Source organism: Dyella flagellata (assembly GCF_030160275.1).
In the GTDB taxonomy this organism is placed as follows: Bacteria; Pseudomonadota; Gammaproteobacteria; order Xanthomonadales; family Rhodanobacteraceae; genus Dyella_B; species Dyella_B flagellata.
Genome location: NZ_BSOA01000003.1, coordinates 209881 through 228610 on the forward strand (window position 1 = coordinate 209881; position 18730 = coordinate 228610).

Consider the following 18730-nt stretch of genomic DNA (forward strand, 5'->3'; position numbering starts at 1 on the left):
AATGAAACTCCAGGCCCGCATCGCCACCTATCGCCGCCTGCGCGAAGAGCCCTTGTGGCGCCTGCTGGCCGCCGATCACGCACCGGAAATCGTCGGCCTGCTGCAGACCCTGCTGATGGATGGCGAGCGCAAGCTCGGCGCCTCCATCCTGTTCGAGCGTCTGCAGCATCAACTCGATGCCATCAACGCTTCGGACCTGCCGCGCGAATTGCCGCGCACCGCGCAAGCCTATGTCGCCGATTGGCTGGCCAAGGGCTTCCTTGAGCGCCGACTGCCTGAGAACGCCAGCGAAGAGGAATACGAGCTTTCCGCGCAAGCTGCGCAGGCGATCCGTTTCGTAAGCACGCTCGATACACCACGTCATGTTGCCACCGAGAGCCGCCTGTCGCTGGTGATCCAGCAGCTGGTGCGCCTGGCCGAACAGACCGAGACCGATCCGACCACGCGCCTGGACGCGCTATACGCAGAACGCGACCGGCTGGACGCGGAAATCGCACGCGTCGGCACCGGTAAAGTGGCCTCGCTGGATGGCAAGCGCGCCTTGGAGCGTGCGCGCGAGGTGATCCAGCTTGCCGACGAGCTGGCCGAAGACTTTCGCCGCGTGCGCGATGACTTCGAGCACCTGAACCGTGAATTCCGCGAGCGCATCATCGATGACGAAGGCGAGCGCGGCGAGGTGCTCGATCGCCTGTTCGAGGGCGTCGACGTGATTGCCGAAAGCGAAGCCGGCCGCAGCTTTAACGCTTTCTGGAACCTGCTCAACGACATGGAGCAAAGCGCCCAGCTCGATGCGGCACTGGAAAACGTACTCTCGCGCAACTTCGCCAAGAAGCTGCAGCGCCACGAACGCCAATTCCTGCGCGGCTTCACCGGCGTGATGATGGAGCGGGGCGGCCACGTCCATGACGTGCTGCAGCAGTTTGCACGCAGCCTGCGCGGTTTCGTGCAAAGCCGCGGCTACCTGGAGCAGCGCCGCTTGAACCAGTTGCTGAAGCAGGCACAGGCCGAAGCGCTGCAACTACGTGACTCGGTAAGCGTGCGCCAACGCACCCCGTACACGCTACAGCTCACCACCAGCCGCCTGCGCTCGCTCTCCCAATGGCGTCTGCACGATCCGCGCAATGCCCAAGTGGATGGCAGCATCCTGCGCAGCGAAGGCGCGGCGATTTCGCTGGACAGCGTGAGCGAGCTGGTGTCGCAATCGGAAATCGATTTCCGCAGCTTGCGCCGCGACCTGCACGAGTTGCTGGCCGAGCACGACCAGCTTTCCATTGCTCAGGTACTGGAGCGCAAGCCGGCCGAGCAGGGACTTGGCAGCGTGGTGGGCTATCTATCGCTGGCCACGCGCCATGGCGTGATCGGCGACGAACAGGAAGCCGTACGCTGGAAAGGTGGCGACGGCAATTGGCGTCAGGCGCGCATTCCGCTGGTGTGGTTTCTGAAAGAGAAACGCAATGAATTTGCTTGAAGACGAAACACCTCCCGTCGAGCCTGCGCCCAAACCGGCGCGTGACGGCACGTTGTTCGAGGGCGACTCTGGCAGTTTGCCGCTGGATGCGCGGCGCGCATTGTGCCAATTGCTGAGCGGTCCCAGCCTGGACCAAGGGCGGCATGGCCAGTTATGGTCAGCTGTATTGCGCTACGAAACGCAATTGCGCTCGCAACTCAACGACCTGTTCCTGGAGCTAGTGCTCGATCGCGACGCTGGCGTCGCTTTCACCCGCCAAGCCGATACCGGGGAGCTGGAAACGCCTGTGCTGCTGCGTTCTTCGCCGCTCACCTTCATCGACTCGGTGCTGCTGTTGTATCTGCGCCAGCAACTGGCCGAAGCCGACGCGCAAGGTCATCGCGCGGTGGTGGAAGAAAGTGTGCTGGTGGATGCGCTGTCGGTCTACGAGAAGAATCTTTCCACTGATCGCGCCGGCTTCAACAAGCGCGTCGCTACCTCCATCGCCAAGATGAAGGACAATCACGTGCTGGAAAAGCTGCGCGGCAGCGAAGATCGCTATGAAGTTTCACCCGCGCTGAAGCTGCTGTTCTCCGCCGAAGACGTGCAGAACCTGGCGCAGATCTATCGTCAGCTGCGCGAGGCCGACGAAGCCATGGAGGAGGTGGCGGATGAACGCTAAGACCAAGACCGCGCGCAAGCAGCCCAAGCGTGACACGATGCCCACGCTGTTCCTCTCCGACTTGCCTGACCCGCGTGACGAGCAATTTCGCATGCGGCGCCTGCAGGTGCTCAACTGGGGCACTTTCAGCGGCCTGGTCGAGGTGCCGATCGCCGAGCGCGGTTTCCTGTTCGTTGGCCGTTCCGGCTCGGGCAAATCCACTTTGCTCGACGCGATGTCGGCCTTGCTGGTGCCGCCGAACCTGGTGGATTTCAACGCGGCGGCGCGCGAGGCCGAGCGCAGCGGCCGCGATCGCAGCCTGATTTCCTACGTGCGAGGTGCGTGGGCCGATCAGCACGATGGCGAATCCGGCGAAATTGCCACGCAGTATCTGCGCAAGGGCAGCACCTGGTCGGCGCTGGTGCTGGAATACCGCAATGCGGTGGGCGCAACGGTCAGTCTGATCCGCTTGTTCTGGGTGGCCGGCAACGGCTCCACCGCGGCGGACGTGAAGAAGCACTACATGGTGTGCGAGCGCGCCTTCGACGTCGCTACCGAGCTGCAGGGATTCGATCTGGATCTGCGCAAGCTGAAGACGCGCCTCGGCGAAGACGTGCATCACTTCGACACCTTCGCTGGTTACGCCGAACGCTTCCGCCGTTTGCTCGGTATCCAGAACGAAATGGCGCTGAAGCTGCTACACAAGACGCAGTCGGCCAAGAATCTGGGCGATCTCAATTCGTTCCTGCGCGGCTTCATGCTGGACGAGCCGGAAACTTTCGGTGCGGCCAGCCGGCTGGTGACGGACTTTGGGGAGCTGGACGCCGCGCACAAGGCGGTGGTTATTGCGCGCGAGCAGGTCGATACACTGGTGCCTGCACGCAGCGCGTATGAAAACCTGCAGAAGCTGCGCCGCGAAACCAGCACTCTGCGCGAACTGCATCTGTGCGTGGACACCTGGCGCGAGCAACGCCGTCTGGTATTGCTGGATGAGCGGCTGGCCGAACTCAAGGTGCGCGACGTAGCGCTGGAAGGCGAAATCGCCCAGCGCCGCCAGACCCTGGACAATCACGACCGTCGCCTGAGCGATCTGGAGCAGCAGCGCCGCGATCAGGGTGGTGACCTGATCGACCAGTTGGAGCGCGAGCACGATCAGGTCTCGCGCGAGCGCGATGAACGCATGAAGCGCAGGGACAAGGCCGAGCGTGCCTGTAGCGGCCTGGGCTGGACCGTGCCATCCAGTGCGCAGAGCTTTGCCGAACTCGTCGGGCGTTCGCGAGAACTGCTCGATGGCGCGCGCGATCGCTCCGCCGGACTGGAGGAGCGCATGGATGCGCTCAAGCGCGAACGCGATCAGGCGAGCCAGCGCTTTGCCGGCGTGCGTGCTGAAATCGAGGCCTTGAAGCGCAATCCGTCCAACATCCCCGCACCGATCCAGGCCATGCGTGCGCGTTTGTGCGGCGAGCTGGGCTGGTCGGAGAACGCCTTGCCGTTCGTGGGCGAGTTGCTGCAAGTCAAAACCGAATTTGCTGCATGGCGTGGCGCCATCGAGCGCGTTCTGCACGGTTTTGCGCTGTCGTTGCTGGTGGACGAGCGCCAATACGCCGAGGTCTCCAGCTGGATCAACCAGACTCACCTGGGGGGCAAGCTGGTGTATTACCGCGTGGGTCGCGTCGACACTCTCGGCAAGCGCATGCTGGAATCACGCTCGCTGGTGCAGCGGCTGGACATCCGCGATCACGCGCATCGCGATTGGCTGACTAACGAGCTGACGCGGCGCTTCGATTACGCTTGCGTGGATACGCCCGCTGCCCTGCGTAACACCGACCGCGCGATCACTCGCGAAGGCCTGGTAAAGCATGGCGGCGATCGTCACGAAAAGGATGACCGTCGCGCGGTGGACGATCGCCGCAACTGGGTGTTGGGCTTCGACAATCGCGACAAGCTTGGCGTGTTCGAGCGCGAAGGGCAGGAGCTGGCGCAGGCCATTGCGCAAACTGCCGCCGAGCTGGATCAGCTGAAGAGCGAGCGCGACGCCGATGGCGATCGTCGCCTTGCCGCATCGCAGCTCGCCAGCCTGGAGTGGGAAGAGATCGATGTGGCGCCCAAGTTGCGTCGATTGGGCGATATCGAGAACCAGTTGCAACAATTGCGTTCGGGCGATGCCACACTGCAGGAGATCATGCGGCAGCTCGACACTGAGCGCGTCGCACGCACGCGTGCGGCCAAGACGCTGGAAGACGCCTCGGCCGAACGCCTATCCATGGAGCGCGAGCGCAACGGCTTCACCAGACAGCGCGAATCCTGCCTGTCGCTTGCTCACGCCATGACGCTTTCGCCCGTACAGACCGAAGCGCTGGCGGCGCGCCTGCCGCAGCATCCGCCGTTACTGTTGGACAATCTGGATCGCCAGGTCAACCAGGTGAAGGACGGCTTGAACGTCGCGCTGGCCGAGCATGCGGAGGAAGACAACGAGCTGGTGCACGCCACCGAAGAGTGCTTCCGTAGTTTCTGCCGCAAATGGCCGCAGGACAGCGCCGACTTCACGCCCAATATGGATTCGGCGGAAGGCTTTCTCTCGCGCCTGCGTCGGTTGGAGCTGGATGGTCTGCCCAAGCACGAGGCACGCTTTTTCGAACTGCTGCAAAGCCAAAGCAAGCAAAATCTGCTGGTGCTGCAGAAACACATGACCGAGGCGCGCAAATCGATTGGCCAACGCATGGAAGAGGTGAACGAGAGCCTGGAGCGCGTGCCGTTCAATCGGGGCACCTTGCTGCAGATCGACCTCACCGACCGCAACTTGCCGGAGGTGCGCGACTTCCAACTGCAATTGCGCGAAGTGCTTTCGCATCACCAGACCGAAGATCGCGATCGCGCCGAGGCGCAATTCGCCGTGCTGCGCCAGCTGGTAGCAAAGCTGGCTGCCGACGATGCCGAGCACAAGCGCTGGCGCGAACAGGTGCTCGATGTGCGACAGCACGTGGAGTTCGTGGGCGTTGAGAAGGATGCCAACACGCGCGATACAGTGGAGGTCTACCGTAGTGGCGCGGGCAAATCAGGCGGCCAGCGCCAGAAGTTGGCCACGACCTGTCTTGCCGCGGCATTGCGCTACCAGCTCGGTGGCGACGATGGCCATCTGCCGCGCTATGCACCGGTGGTGCTTGACGAGGCCTTCGACAAGGCCGACAACGAATTCACTGCGCTGGCGATGAACATCTTCGAGAACTTCGGTTTCCAGATGGTGGTGGCTACGCCGCTGAAATCGGTAATGACGCTGGAGCCGTTCATCGGTGGCGCATGTTTCGTCGATATCACGGGCCGGCATGACTCGGGCGTGTTACTGATCGAATACGACGAGGGCAACAAGCGGCTGGCGCTACCTGAGAAGGCGCGTCAGGCCAATGCCGACACCTGAGAAGCCAGGGTAGGCTGGGATTGGCATCCCAGCCTACGACCGCGCGGTAATGCAGGTTTTGCGGCCAGAACATGACCTGTGAAGCATGCAAGCGGACCATCAATCCGTCATGATGCAGTGTCTATTCGCCGGAGCTGCCCATGACCGACCGCCGCGATTTCCTCAAGGCCAGCTTGCTGGCCACTTCCGCCTTGGCCCTGCCGCGAATCTCGCGCGCCGCCACCACCGTGTCCGGCTCTGTCCCCGGTAAGGTCGGCGCGCGCGTCGTGTCCACCTGGGATTTCGGTGTACCTGCCAACCAGGCTGCGTGGGCCGTGCTCGGTAAGGGCGGCAAGCCGCTGGATGCGGTGGAGAAGGGCGTGATGGTGCCCGAGTCGGATCTCAACAATCACAGCGTGGGGCGGGCGGGTTATCCGGATCGCGACGGCCACGTGACGCTGGACGCCAGCATCATGGATGGCGATGGCCGCTGCGGTGCGGTGGCTGCGCTGGAACATATCGGCCACCCGATCAATGTCGCGCGCAAGGTGATGGAGAACACGCCGCACGTGCTGCTGGTCGGCGACGGCGCGCTGGAATTCGCCTTGCAGCAGGGCTTCAAGAAAGAACACCTGCTTACGCCGGAATCGGAAAAAGCCTGGCATGAGTGGCTCAAGCAGGCCAAATACAAGCCGGTGGCCAACAGCGAGAACATCGATTACCACCGCAGCGTGCAAAACCTGGGAATGCCGGGCGGCAAGAACAATCACGACACCATCGGCATGCTGGCCGTCGATGCGGATGGACATCTTGCCGGCGCCTGCACCACCAGCGGCATGGCGTGGAAACTGCATGGCCGCGTGGGCGACAGCCCGATCATCGGCGCAGGTTTGTATGTCGACAACGAAGTCGGCGGCGCAACCTCGACCGGGGTCGGCGAGGAGGTGATTCGCACTGCCGGAAGCTTCCTGGTGGTGGAGCTGATGCGTCATGGGCGCAGTCCGCAGGAGGCTTGCGAAGAGGCCGTACGGCGCATCGTGAAGAAGCGCCCGGATGCCGCCAAGGAATTGCAGGTAGGCTTCCTGGCTTTGCGACGCGACGGTGAGTGTGGCGCTTACGCCATCCAGAAAGGCTTCACCTATGCGGTATGCGATATGCAACAGCAGGATCGCCTGCTTGCTTCACCCAGTGTCTATCAGACCACCTACACATGATGTCCAGCTCTTCCTTGCTTGAAATTGCCGCCGGCTCGCTGGCTTCCGCGTTGGTCGCGCAGGAAGGCGGCGCCGATCGCGTCGAACTTTGCAGCAGTCTGGCCGAAGGCGGCATTACCCCGTCCTACGGAATGTTGGTTGCGGTGCGCGAGCGCGTGAGGATTCCGGTGTATGTGCTGGTACGGCCGCGGGCGGGCGATTTTCTGTATGACGCCGCCGATTTCGAAATGATGCGGCGGGACATCGAAACCTGCGCCAAGTTGGGATTCGACGGCGTGGTGATCGGTGCGCTGGATGCGGACGGGCACGTCGATCCGCGTTGCCGTGAATTGGTGGGCGCTGCCGGCAAGCTGGGTGTCACCTTCCACCGAGCGATCGATGCCAGCGTGGATCTGAGTCGCGCGCTGGAGGACATCATCGCGCTGGGTTGCGAGCGCGTGCTGACCTCGGGCGGATGCGCGAACGCGCTGGCCGGGGCGCAGGCGATTGCCGGTTTGGTGAGGCAGGCTGGCGAGCGAATCAGGATCATGGCCGGTGCCGGCATTCGGTCAGGCAATCTGGCCGAAGTGGCGCGGCTGACCGGGGCGCATGAATTTCATGGCTCGGCGCGCGCGGTAGTGAAATCCTCGATGCGATACCTCAATCCGGCCCTGCAGGATCTTGCGCCGGATATCGAGCGGAGCAGCGCGGAGGAAGTGCGGGCGATGAAGGCGCAGCTGCCGTATTAGCCCCTCGCGCCCCCGTAGGGGGCATTGAATATAAAAAGCCGGCGTTTCCGCCGGCCTTCCTCTCCCCCCGGAGAGGGAGCATTGAATATGAAAAAGCCGGCGTTTCCGCCGGCCTTCCTCTCCCCCGGAGAGGGAGCATTGAATATGAAAAAGCCGGCGTTTCCGCCGGCTTTTCGCACCAACCCTTATGCGTGCTTGGCCTTAGGCCAGCTCGTGAATCTTGGCATTCAGGCGGCTCTTGTGGCGAGCGGCCTTGTTCTTGTGGATCAGACCGCGAGCGGCATAGCGATCCATCACCGGCTGGGCAGCCGCGAAGGCTTCCACGGCGGCAGCCTTGTCCTTCGCTTCGATCGCTTTGACGACCTTGCGCAGGGCGGTACGGACCATGGAACGGGCGCTGATGTTGCGCAGGCGGCGCTGCTCGGACTGGCGCGCGCGCTTCTTCGCGGACTTGATGTTGGCCAAGGTAGAACTCCGGAATGAATACTGGGGCTGGAAAAAGGCGGCAATTATGGCGTCATTTTGCCGGTAGGTCAAGCGGTTAAGATGCTGGGCAGGGCAATGGTTGCCTGGAGCCTCAACAGAGCCACGTTGGCTGGGATGATAATCCCAGCTTCGTTGGGCGCCTGACGCTGGGATTTCATCCCAGCCTACGCCACGGCGGTTGGCCTCCCGGTTACGTTTTGTTCCTTGAGTGCTGCCAAACTACACACCGCTTCAGCCCAAGGAATCCTTGCCCCAGCATGAAATCCCCCAGCATGTTACGCGGGCTGCTCTCTTTCAGCAGCATGACCATGGTTTCACGCGTGCTCGGGCTGCTGCGGGATATCTCGATCAGCCACGTGTTCGGCGCCAACGTTGCCACCGATGCGTTCTGGGTCGCGTTCCGGATTCCCAACTTCATGCGCCGCATGTTCGCGGAAGGCGCATTCTCCACCGCCTTCGTGCCCGTATTCACGGAAGTGAAGGAAACGGACACGCATGCGCAATTGAAGGAACTGATGTCGCGGGTTGCCGGCACGCTAGGTGGTGTGCTGCTGGTGGTGGCGGCGCTGTGCGTACTGTTTGCGCCGCAGGTGGCGACCGTGTTCACGCCGGGGGCCGTGGATGAGCCGCATAAGTTCACTCTCACCGTTCAGTTGCTGCGGCTCACGTTTCCCTTCCTGCTGTTCGTCGCGCTGACCGCGCTGGCGGGCGGAGCGCTCAACAGTTTTCATCGCTTTGGCTGGCCGGCGCTTACGCCGGTGATCCTCAACCTGTGCATGATCGCCGGTGCGTGGTGGTTGTCGAAGCGTTTGCAGACGCCGATCCTGGCGATGGGCTGGGCAGTGCTGGCGGCAGGCCTGCTGCAGGTGTTGTTCCAGCTGCCCGCGCTGCGCAGTCTCGATCTGCTGGTGTTGCCGCGCTGGGGCTGGCGTCACCCGCAGGTGCAACGGATCATGCGCCAGATGGTGCCGACGCTGTTCGGTTCCTCGGTGTCGCAGATCAATCTGCTGTTCGACACGGTGATCGCCTCGTTGCTGATTTCCGGTTCGCAAACCTGGCTATCGCAAGCTGATCGTTTCCTGGAATTACCGCTGGGAGTGTTTGGCGTGGCGCTGGGTACGGTGATCCTGCCCTCGCTGTCGCGCCATCATGTGGCGACCGATCATGCTGGTTTTTCCAAGGCGCTGGATTGGGGTTTGCGCATCACCTTGCTGATCGCCGTGCCGGCCATGTTCGGCCTGATGCTGCTGGCGCAACCGCTGGTTGCCACGCTGTTCCAGAACGGCCAGTTTCGGCCGTTCGATACGCGCATGACCACGTTATCGGTCACTGCGTTGAGTTTTGGCGTGCCGGCGTACGCGCTGGTGAAAGTGTTGTTGCCGGCGTTCTATGCGCGCAAGGATACGCGCACGCCAGTGCGTGCCGGCGTGGCGGCATTGCTGTCGAACATGCTGCTCAATGGCGTGTTTTTGCTGACATTGTATGCGTTATGGGCGCCACCGGAACTGCGGGCCGGGTCGCTGCTGGAAGGCTTGTCCAGGGTACCCGGCTTGCATCTGGCGCTGGGCATGGCCAGTGCGGTGGCCAGCTATATCAACCTGGCGCTGCTGTGGCGCTGGCTGCGGCGGGCGGATATCTATCAGCAGCAGCCGGGCTGGGGGCGCCACCTGGCACGGCTGGCCATGGCCTGTGCCGCGATGGTCGCGCTCTTGTTGCTGGGCCGCTGGTATTGGCCGGACTGGACGTCATTATCGGTAGCTGGACGCGTGTGGCGCCTGGCCTTGCTGGTCGGGGCCGGTGGGGCGACCTATGTCACGGTGCTGTTTGCCACCGGCCTCCGCCTGCGCGACCTGCAGCACGAGTAAGCGGAATCGTCAGGGGCATCCTCTATACTTCCGTGATGATGAAACTGTCCCGGGATGTCGCGGGGCCGTGCCTGGCCCCCGGCGGCAGCGTGGTTGCGGTCGGCGCTTTCGACGGCCTGCACCGCGGCCATCAAGCCTTGCTCAGTGAAGTGCGCCAGCGAGCGCAGGCGCTCGGCTGCACGCCGATCGTGGTGAGTTTCGAGCCGCTGCCGCGCGCCTATTTCTCCAAGGAGCCGGTGCCGCGTCTGTCCAGCGTGCGTGAAAAGTTGTTGGGCTTTGCCGCGGCCGGTATGGAACACACGCTGCTGCTGCGCTTCAACCGTGACCTGACGGCCATGTCCCCGGAAGACTTCGTGCAGCAGGTGCTGATCGACCGGCTCCAGGTGCGCGAAGTTTGGGTAGGAGCGGATTTCCGTTTCGGTCATAAGCGTGCCGGTGATGTGGCCATGCTGGAGCGTATCGGCAGCGAACGGGGCTTCGCCGCGCATACCTTGCGGGCCGTGCTGCTGGAAGGCGAGCGCGTCTCGGCCAGCCGGGTGCGGGCGCTGCTCGCGGCCGGGAATTTTGGTGCCGCCACACCGCTGCTGGGCCGGCCCTACGTAATCGAAGGTAAGGTCGAATACGGCAACCAGCTGGGCCGCACCCTGGGCTTCCCCACCGCCAACATCCATCTGCGTGAACGCGTGTCTCCGCTGCACGGCATTTTTGCTGTGCGCGTGGGGCTGGGCGAGGGCGAGTGCAGCTGGCCGGGCGTGGCCAGCCTGGGCACGCGGCCCACCGTCAACGAGGTGGCCGAGCCGTTGCTGGAGGTGCACCTGTTCGATTTCGAGGGGGATCTCTACGGCCAGCGCATGGCGGTGGAGTTCGTGGCCAAGCTGCGTGACGAAATGAAATTCGACGGCCTCGACGCATTGCAGCAGCAAATGCGGCATGATGCACGTTCCGCCCGGGAGATCCTTGGGATGAACCCGGTATTGATCGACGCGAAATAAGGCCGCTTCATGAGCAGCACCCCGTCCAGCTTACACACTTCGCCGACGGCCATGCCCGCGACGATCATTATTATTTGACGAGCACTCGCCGAAGCGCGTGCGCTTGCCGCCGCGCGCGGCAAGTGAATAGCACGAGGCTTCGGTTCCCCTCCAGGCATCGAAGCGGAACCCCCGTAGACACGGCGACCGAGCGATGACCCAGGACTACAAGAGCACCATCAACCTGCCGCAGACCAGCTTCCCGATGCGCGGCGACCTGCCCAAGCGCGAACCGGGCTGGCTGGCCGAATGGGAAAAGGCGAACCGCTACGCCCAGATCCAGGCCCGGACCGCGGGGCGGCCGATGTTCCTGCTGCATGATGGCCCGCCGTATGCGAACGGCACGATCCATCTGGGTCACGCGATCAACAAGATCCTCAAGGACGTGGTGGTCAAGTCCAAGCTGCTGGCCGGCTATCACGCGCCTTATGTGCCGGGCTGGGATTGCCACGGCATGCCGATCGAGATCCAGATCGAAAAACAGTTCGGCAAGAGCCTGCCCACCAGCGAGGTGATGAGCAAGGCACGCGCCTATGCCAACGAGCAGATCGCCAAGCAGAAGGGCGATTTCAAGCGCCTGGGCGTGCTGGGCGAATGGGATCGTCCTTACCTCACGATGGCACCGCAAAACGAAGCGGGAGAAATCCGTGCGTTGGCCGAACTGCTGCGCAAGGGCTATATCTACCGCGGCCTGAAGCCGGTCAATTGGTGCTTCGATTGCGGCTCCGCCCTGGCGGAGGCGGAAGTGGAGTACGAAGACAAGGTCGACATCGCCATCGACGTCGGTTTTGCCTTCGACGATCCCGCGGCGGTGGCCAAGGCGTTCGGCTTGGAGAAATTGCCCAAGCCCAACGGCCAGATCGTGATCTGGACCACCACGCCCTGGACGATTCCCGCCAACCAGGCGCTCAACCTGCATCCGGAATTCGGCTATAGCCTGGTCGATACGCCTCGTGGCTTGCTGATCCTTGCCACCGAGCGCGTCGAGGAATGCCTCAAGACCTACGGCCTGGAAGGGCACATCGTGGCCTCGGTGGAAGGCCATGAGCTGGGCGATCTGAAGTTCCGCCACCCGTTGTACGCAGTGGATCCCGGCTATGCGCGCCTGTCGCCGATTTATTTTGGCGACTACGTGACGCTGGACACCGGTACCGGCATCGTGCACTCCGCGCCGGCATATGGCGTGGAAGACTTCCAGTCGTGCAAGGCCTACGGCATGAAAGATGCCGAGATCCTCAATCCGGTGATGGGCAATGGCGTCTATGCCTCCTGGCTGCCGCTATTCGGCGGCATGTTCCTGTGGAAGGCCAATCCCAAGATCGTCGAGGCGCTTGAGCAGGCCGGTTCGCTGCTGCACCAGAACAGGTATGCGCATAGCTACATGCACTGCTGGCGCCACAAAACGCCGATCATCTATCGCGCCACTTCGCAGTGGTTCGCCGGCATGGACATCAGCCCCAAGGACGGTAGCAAGACCTTGCGCGAAACCGCACTGGACGGCGTGGAAGCCACGCAATTTTTCCCCGCCTGGGGCAAGCAGCGCCTGCACAACATGATCGCCGACCGCCCAGACTGGACGCTGTCGCGCCAGCGCCAGTGGGGCGTGCCGATGGCGTTCTTCGTTCATCGCGAAAGCGGCGAGTTGCATCCGCGCACGCCGGAGTTGCTGGAGGAAGTCGCCAAGCGGGTCGAGCAGCACGGCATCGAGGCATGGCAAAGCCTGGACCCGGCCGAGCTCCTCGGTACGGACGCCGAGCACTACGAAAAAAACCGTGACACGCTGGACGTGTGGTTCGATTCCGGCACCACGCACTGGCATGTGTTGCGCGGCTCGCATGCCGACGTATCGCGTTTCCCGGCCGATCTTTACCTGGAAGGATCGGACCAGCATCGCGGCTGGTTCCATTCCTCGCTGCTCACCGCGGCCATGCTCGATGGCAAGCCACCGTACAAGCAATTGCTGACGCATGGCTTCACCGTCGACGCGCAAGGCCGCAAGATGTCCAAGTCGCTGGGCAACGGCATCGAGCCGCAGGACATCATGAATCGCATGGGCGCGGACATTCTGCGCCTATGGGTCGCCTCGACCGATTATCGCTACGAGATGTCCTTGTCTGAGGAAATCCTCAAGCGTGTGTCGGACATGTACCGGCGCATCCGCAACACCGCGCGATTCCTGCTTGGCAATCTGGACGGCTTCGATCCGGCCAGGCATCTCGTGCCGGTGGAGCAAAGCCTGCTGCTTGACCAGTGGGCGATAAGCCAGGCGTACGAAATGCAGCAGACAGTGGCTGCCGCGTACGAGCGCTACGACTTCCCCGAGATCGTGCAGCGCGTGCAGAACTTCTGCACCAACGAAATGGGCGCGCTATACCTGGACATCACCAAGGATCGCCTCTACACCATGCCGACCGAAAGCGTCGGCCGGCGCAGCGCGCAGAGCGCGATGTACCGCATCCTGGAAGCGCTGGTGCGCTGGCTGGCGCCGATCCTCAGCTTCACTGCGGAAGAGATCTGGCAACACATGCCGGGCCAGCGCAGCGAAAGCGTGCTGTTCGAAACCTGGTACGACGGGCTGGCGAACACGCAAGGCTCGCCGGAGCAGCGCCGTTACTGGGCCGATCTGTTGGCGATGCGCGACACTGCATCGCGCGTGCTGGAAGAGATGCGCAAGGCCGAAAAGATCGGCGCCGCGCTGGAAGCGAAGCTGGTGCTGCATGCCGACCCGGCAACAACCGAGCGTTATGCATCCACCGCGGACGAACTGCGCTTCTTCTTCATCACGTCCGAACTGATCTTTGCACCGCTGCAGCCACGGCCTGCGGACGCGGCGGCGCTGCAGTTCGAAGGCGGCGGTGAAGTCCACGTATCGGCCAGCGTGAGCGATGCGGCCAAGTGCATCCGCTGCTGGCACCGACGTGAGGATGTGGGTAGTCATCCGGAACACCCGGAAATCTGCGAGCGTTGCGTAAGTAACGTTGAAGGGCCTGGCGAACATCGCCAGTGGTTCTAAACTTCGCCGCAAACTGACCCCTCCCCTACGTGTAGTAGGGGAGGGAGCAATGCTTCGGCACGCTATGTAACCGGTTGAGTATCTCCATGCACCCCAAACCCAACGCACTCCCCTGGCTGCTGGTTTCCGCACTGACGATCGTCCTGGATCAGCTCAGCAAATGGTGGGCGCTTGCCGCGCTGCAGCCGGTCGGCCTGCCGCACCCGGTGATTCCTGGCCTGCTCAACTGGACGCTGGATTTCAATCGAGGTGCCGCCTTCAGCTTTCTCGCCCAGGGCAGCGGCTGGCAGCGCTGGTTTTTCGTGCTGCTGGCGGTGGTGATAACCACGGCGCTGTTGGTGTGGCTCACGCGTACGGCAAGGCGCGAGTGGCGTACCGCCTTGCCGCTATCGCTGGTGATCGGCGGCGCCCTGGGCAACCTGATCGATCGCCTGCATGCTTCGCAGGTAACCGACTTCATCCAGGTCTACTACCACGACTGGTACTACCCCACGTTCAATGTGGCCGATTGTGGCATTACGGTGGGCGCGGTGCTGCTGATACTGTTTGGTCTGCGCTCGAACTCGTCCAGGTAGTCCAGGCGCTTAGCTTGCGCGAAAGTGACATAAACAGTCGCTGTCCTGTTGTGACACATGTGAATTGCGTCACATTTGGCGCGGGCCCACTGTGGCCCCGTTATGAATCGCCGCCGCGGTTAAATTCGTTTTAAAAACAGTTGCTTATGATAAATAAGCTGAGCTTTGGGCAGTCTTTCCCATGCTTGCCGTGACAAGCCGATAACCCTTTGGCGTGTGAAAACCATCTTCACGCGCCGTGGCGTGATTTTTGCGACTTAACTCCTGCGGAGACAGGGAGTTCGACGAAGCAGGGGGGACCCGCGGCTTCACCGGACTTGGGGTTTTCTAACGTTAGGCGCGAGAGCGGCTCTGGCGATGAGAAAGCGCGTGAAAATCGCAGCGGCACCGGCAACGCGGGCAGTCATGCTGCGGCGTGCAACGTTGGCAGTGGTTGTCACGCTTGCGCTCTGCACGGCCAGCGAGGCCGTTACCGCGCAGGGCGCGCCTGATCGGACTGCGCTGCTGACTCAAGCGCGCGCCGAGCGCTCTGCCGGCCATCGAGTGGAGGCGCTGGCGCATTGCCAGGAAGTACTGGCGCGCTGGCCCAATGATCGCAACGCCCAAGTGCTTACCATCCAGCTGCTGTCGGAGCTGGGCGGCGCGGCACGTGCCGAGGAGCTGGCGGCGAAACTGTCGCCTCCATTCAGCCCCGCCGAGCGAGAACAACTGCAAACTGACTACGCCTCGCACGAAGTGCGTTGGGCCAAAGGCATTCCCGCCGACGCCACGCATCCTTACGCGGACGGCGACAAGGCCGTCGCCGACATCGAGCGTATCGCGGACGATTCCGCCGCACCCACGGATGTGCGCAGGCGCGCGCAGCTCGATCTGCTGGTGGCGCTGGACCAGGGGGATCGCGCGCGGGAGGCGTTGGCCGAGTACACCCAGCTGAAGCAGGAAGGCGTGCAATTGCCAGCGTATGTAGAAAACGCGGCAGCTGACGCGATGATGCAAGAGCATCGGCCGCGCGAAGCGATTGCCTTGTATGAAGACAGCATCCGTCAGGATCCGGATCCCTACCTGCCGGGCGATGTTGATCCACGCGTCGGTCTGGCTTCCGCTTATTTCGACGCGGGCCGCACGCGCGAATCGCTTGCGATGATCGACAAGCTGGCCGCGGACGAGCCGCGCTGGCTGCACAGCCCTGGCGTTCGCGGCGCCAAACAGGACGCACGCAAGCTCGATGCGGACAGCACGGACATCCAGTTGCACGAAGATGCCGGCGAACTTCAAAGCGCTTATGAGCGCCTTACCGCGATGTGCGCCGAAGCGCCCGGCAATGCCGATCTGCGCCGCCAGCTCGCGATGACGGAACTGGCACGCGGCTGGCCACGCCGTGCGGTGGATACCTTGAAGATTACCGCTACGCTGGAAGATGAACATGATGCCAGCGCCAACCTGGACGACGCCGAAGTCCGGCGCGCCGCCTACGATTACGCGGGTACGCAGGCGGCACTCGACCAGGCGCAACAGCAGGCTGATCGCAGTGGTCGCGTGGAGGATGCACTGGCGGCCTGGGATCGTCAGCGTGGTTGGCAATTGGATCTCACCCACGACAACGGTTGGGGCAACAGCCCCGACTATGGCGATCGCGACCAGGAAACGCTGGCGACGCTGGCCAGTCCGCTGATCGACAATCACTGGCGAGTGCTGGCGCTCGCGCGCGCCTCGTCCGCCGCTTTGCCCGAGGGCCACGTCGCGAGGGACCGCGGCGGCCTCGGTCTGCAGGGGTTCGTGCCCCATCTGTCGTTCTACGTGCAGGCATTGCCCTCGGCCGATCACTACGTGCGCCGCACGGATTTTGAAGCCGGCTTCAATTGGGCCATCAGCGACCGCTGGTCGTGGTCTTCCGACTGGGCCAGCGCCGGTGCGGACATTCCGCTGCGCGCGCAGTACTACGGCATTACCGGCAAAACCTTCAGCACTGCCGCGCAATGGCGTGCAAGCGAACTCACCTCAGCGCGCTTGGCGTTGTATCGGGATCGCTTCACGGACGGCAATGTGCGCAAAGGGTGGCTGGGAGACTTCGTACAGCGCCTGCACACCGGTCCGAACCTGAGCCTCGATGGTGGCGTGGAAATCGGCGGCTCGACTAATAGCGAAACGAACCGCCCGTATTTCAATCCTGCCCGGGATCGCTCCTACGCGATCACTGGGGTGATGCAAAACGTGCTCAACCAATACGACGATCGCATCTGGAACCAGCGTTTCGAGTTTGCCGTGGGCCGTTACGAAGAGCGCAATTTTGCGAGCGGCTGGATGGCCAGCGCGCGCTACGGGCAAGTCTTCCAGGCACATGCCGGCTTGCGTTTTGGCTGGGGCGTGAGCTGGCATTGGCAACCCTACGACGGCCGGCACGAATCGCGTGTCGTGCTGGACGTTTCCATGCATTGGGGAGAGTAGCCATGCGTATCCTGCTGCTCACCTTGTTTGTTTTCATCCTGGCACCGCTGGCATGCGCCAATGAATTCGTACCGGATGCGTCGTTGATCGTGCTCACCTATCACGACGTGCGCGACGACGTGAGCCTGCAAGGCGATCGCGATCCGGACGCCACCAGCACAGACCACCTGATTGCGCATTTCGACTGGCTCAAGGCCAACGGCTATCAGGTGGTCAGCCTCGACCAGGTGATCAAGGCAAGGCAGGGCGGTACGCCACTGCCGGCCCACGCCGTACTGCTCACTTTCGACGACGGACTGGAAAGCTTCTATACACGTGTGTATCCACTGCTGCGCGCTTACAACTATCCGGCAGTGTCGGCCCTGGTGGGATCGTGGATGGACATGCCCTCCGGCCAGAAAATGCCGTACAACAGCGGCCCCTGCACGCGCGATTGCTTCCTGAGTTGGGAGCAGGTGCGCGAGATGCAGCGCTCAGGCCTGGTGGAATTCGCCTCCCATACCTGGGATTTGCACGAAGGCATCATGGCCAACCCGCAAGGCAACCAGTTGCCGGCGGTGGTCAACCTTGAGTACGACCCCCACACGGCAAGCTACGAAAGCATCGCAGCCTATACCGCACGCTTGCGCAAGGATCTCAAGCACAGCGCCGAGGAAATCGAGCAGGCCACCGGCCATCGCCCGCGTGCGATCGTGTGGCCCTATGGCGCCTATAACCAGATTGCAACGCAGGTGGCCGTCAGTGAAGGCATGGGCGTGTCTTTCAGTCTGGACGATGTCATACCGGTATCGCCGGACGATCATACGCTGCCGCGCCTGCTGGTCAGCGGCAACATCAGCGCCAATCGCCTCGGCTGGTTGATTCGCCACCAGGATCGCCTCGACCCTGTGCGCGCCGTGCAAGTGGACCTGGACTATGTTTACGACCCGGATCCGGCGCAGCAGGAACGCAACCTCTCGCATCTGCTCGATCGCATCCGCCGTATGCATCCCAGCCAGGTATGGCTGCAGGCCTATGCCGATCCGAAAGGCGACGGCGTGGCGCGGGCGGTGTATTTCCCGAACCGCCATTTGCCGATGCGCGCGGACCTGTTCTCGCGCGTCGCCTGGCAATTGCGCACGCGTGCCCAGGTGCGGGTGTATGCGTGGATGCCGGTGCTCGCTTTCCGTTTTCCGGATGCTCCGAACCTGCCTTCGCTGGGCGGTGAGCCGAAGCCGGGCGGCGATCATTATCGTCTTGCGCCGTGGGACCCGCGCGTGCGGCAGATGATCGGCGACGTCTATGAGGATCTTGCCATGCACGCGGATGAAGCGGGCCTGCTGTTCTCCGACGATGCTTATATCCGCGACACCGACAACCTGGGTCCGTGGTCGAACAAGTCGCCCGCCGAACGCACGTCCGCGCTGATCGATTTCACGCGGGAACTGACTGCACGCGTACGTTACTGGCGCCCGGAGGTGAAGACGGTGCGCAATATCTATACGCGGCCGATCTTCGACCCCAAAGCGGAAGCCTGGTTTGCGCAAAGCCTGCCGGCTTTCCTGGCCAGCTACAACCTCACCGCCATCATGGCGATGCCGCAGTTGGACAAGCAGGACGATACGGCGCGCTGGTATCGCGCACTGGTCGCACATGTTTCCGCTGCCGGCCCGCATGCCTTGAATGGTGTCTTGTTCGAGTTGGCCACGCATGACTGGCGCAGCAGTCAGGCCATATCCAACCAAGACATCGACGCGCGCTTTCGCCTGCTGCAGATCGAAGGCGCACGCCACCTGGGCTACTACCCGGACGACTTCGTCCAGAACCATCCGCAGCTCGAAGCGGTCCGCCCGGCGATTTCCATCGCCGACTATCCCTATCCGGAGCGATAA

The 18730-nt window shown here is 62.9% G+C and carries 11 protein-coding genes and 1 pseudogene; 11 read left to right on the plus strand and 1 reads right to left on the minus strand.

All coding sequences use genetic code 11. The features are described 5' to 3' along the window. Nucleotide 1 precedes the first annotated feature (1 nt). The 5 genes and pseudogenes from QQJ96_RS02465 to QQJ96_RS02485 all read left to right on the plus strand — a co-directional run bounded on the left by QQJ96_RS02465 (nucleotide 2) and on the right by QQJ96_RS02485 (nucleotide 7444). On the plus strand, nucleotides 2–1468 hold the full coding sequence (locus tag QQJ96_RS02465) for a DUF3375 domain-containing protein (RefSeq protein ID WP_284330350.1): 1467 nt from the start codon (nucleotides 2–4) through the stop codon (nucleotides 1466–1468). Beyond that, the gene (locus QQJ96_RS02470; protein WP_284330351.1) at nucleotides 1455–2129 is read left to right on the plus strand and encodes a DUF4194 domain-containing protein; all 675 of its coding nucleotides are present in this window, start codon (nucleotides 1455–1457) and stop codon (nucleotides 2127–2129) included. Before QQJ96_RS02465 ends, QQJ96_RS02470 begins: the two co-directional genes overlap by 14 nt. Further along, nucleotides 2119–5502, plus strand: a pseudogene (locus tag QQJ96_RS02475) (ATP-binding protein); the annotation flags it as partial. The gene QQJ96_RS02470 and the pseudogene QQJ96_RS02475, both read left to right, overlap by 11 nt. A gap of 161 nt (nucleotides 5503–5663) precedes the next feature. Beyond that, entirely contained in the window at nucleotides 5664–6716 is a 1053-nt protein-coding gene (locus QQJ96_RS02480) for a glycosylasparaginase (RefSeq protein WP_284330352.1), read from the plus strand. Further along, complete coding sequence (locus tag QQJ96_RS02485) at nucleotides 6713–7444, plus strand: copper homeostasis protein CutC (protein WP_284330354.1); 732 nt, start codon at nucleotides 6713–6715, stop codon at nucleotides 7442–7444. The genes QQJ96_RS02480 and QQJ96_RS02485 overlap by 4 nt, the downstream gene beginning before the upstream one ends. 201 nt (nucleotides 7445–7645) lie before the next feature. On the opposite strand, the gene rpsT is transcribed toward QQJ96_RS02485, so the two are convergent. After that, the gene (rpsT, locus tag QQJ96_RS02490) at nucleotides 7646–7909 is read right to left on the minus strand and encodes a 30S ribosomal protein S20 (protein ID WP_284330355.1); all 264 of its coding nucleotides are present in this window, start codon (nucleotides 7907–7909) and stop codon (nucleotides 7646–7648) included. Nucleotides 7910–8187: 278 nt separating this feature from the next. Between rpsT and murJ the strand changes: the two genes are divergently transcribed. From murJ to pgaB, 6 genes are all read left to right on the plus strand, one after another. Continuing rightward, on the plus strand, nucleotides 8188–9795 hold the full coding sequence (gene murJ / locus QQJ96_RS02495; protein ID WP_284330356.1) for a murein biosynthesis integral membrane protein MurJ: 1608 nt from the start codon (nucleotides 8188–8190) through the stop codon (nucleotides 9793–9795). Nucleotides 9796–9830: 35 nt separating this feature from the next. After that, a complete protein-coding gene (locus QQJ96_RS02500; RefSeq protein WP_284330357.1) occupies nucleotides 9831–10787 on the plus strand; it encodes a bifunctional riboflavin kinase/FAD synthetase in 957 nt (318 codons plus the stop codon). A gap of 193 nt (nucleotides 10788–10980) precedes the next feature. Next, the gene (gene ileS / locus QQJ96_RS02505; RefSeq protein WP_284330358.1) at nucleotides 10981–13839 is read left to right on the plus strand and encodes an isoleucine--tRNA ligase; all 2859 of its coding nucleotides are present in this window, start codon (nucleotides 10981–10983) and stop codon (nucleotides 13837–13839) included. Nucleotides 13840–13925: 86 nt separating this feature from the next. Further along, the gene (gene lspA / locus QQJ96_RS02510; RefSeq protein ID WP_284330359.1) at nucleotides 13926–14414 is read left to right on the plus strand and encodes a signal peptidase II; all 489 of its coding nucleotides are present in this window, start codon (nucleotides 13926–13928) and stop codon (nucleotides 14412–14414) included. A 369-nt stretch (nucleotides 14415–14783) separates the two neighbouring features. Then, entirely contained in the window at nucleotides 14784–16859 is a 2076-nt protein-coding gene (gene pgaA / locus QQJ96_RS02515) for a poly-beta-1,6 N-acetyl-D-glucosamine export porin PgaA (RefSeq protein WP_284330360.1), read from the plus strand. 2 nt (nucleotides 16860–16861) lie between these two features. Further along, a complete protein-coding gene (pgaB, locus tag QQJ96_RS02520) occupies nucleotides 16862–18730 on the plus strand; it encodes a poly-beta-1,6-N-acetyl-D-glucosamine N-deacetylase PgaB (protein ID WP_284330361.1) in 1869 nt (622 codons plus the stop codon).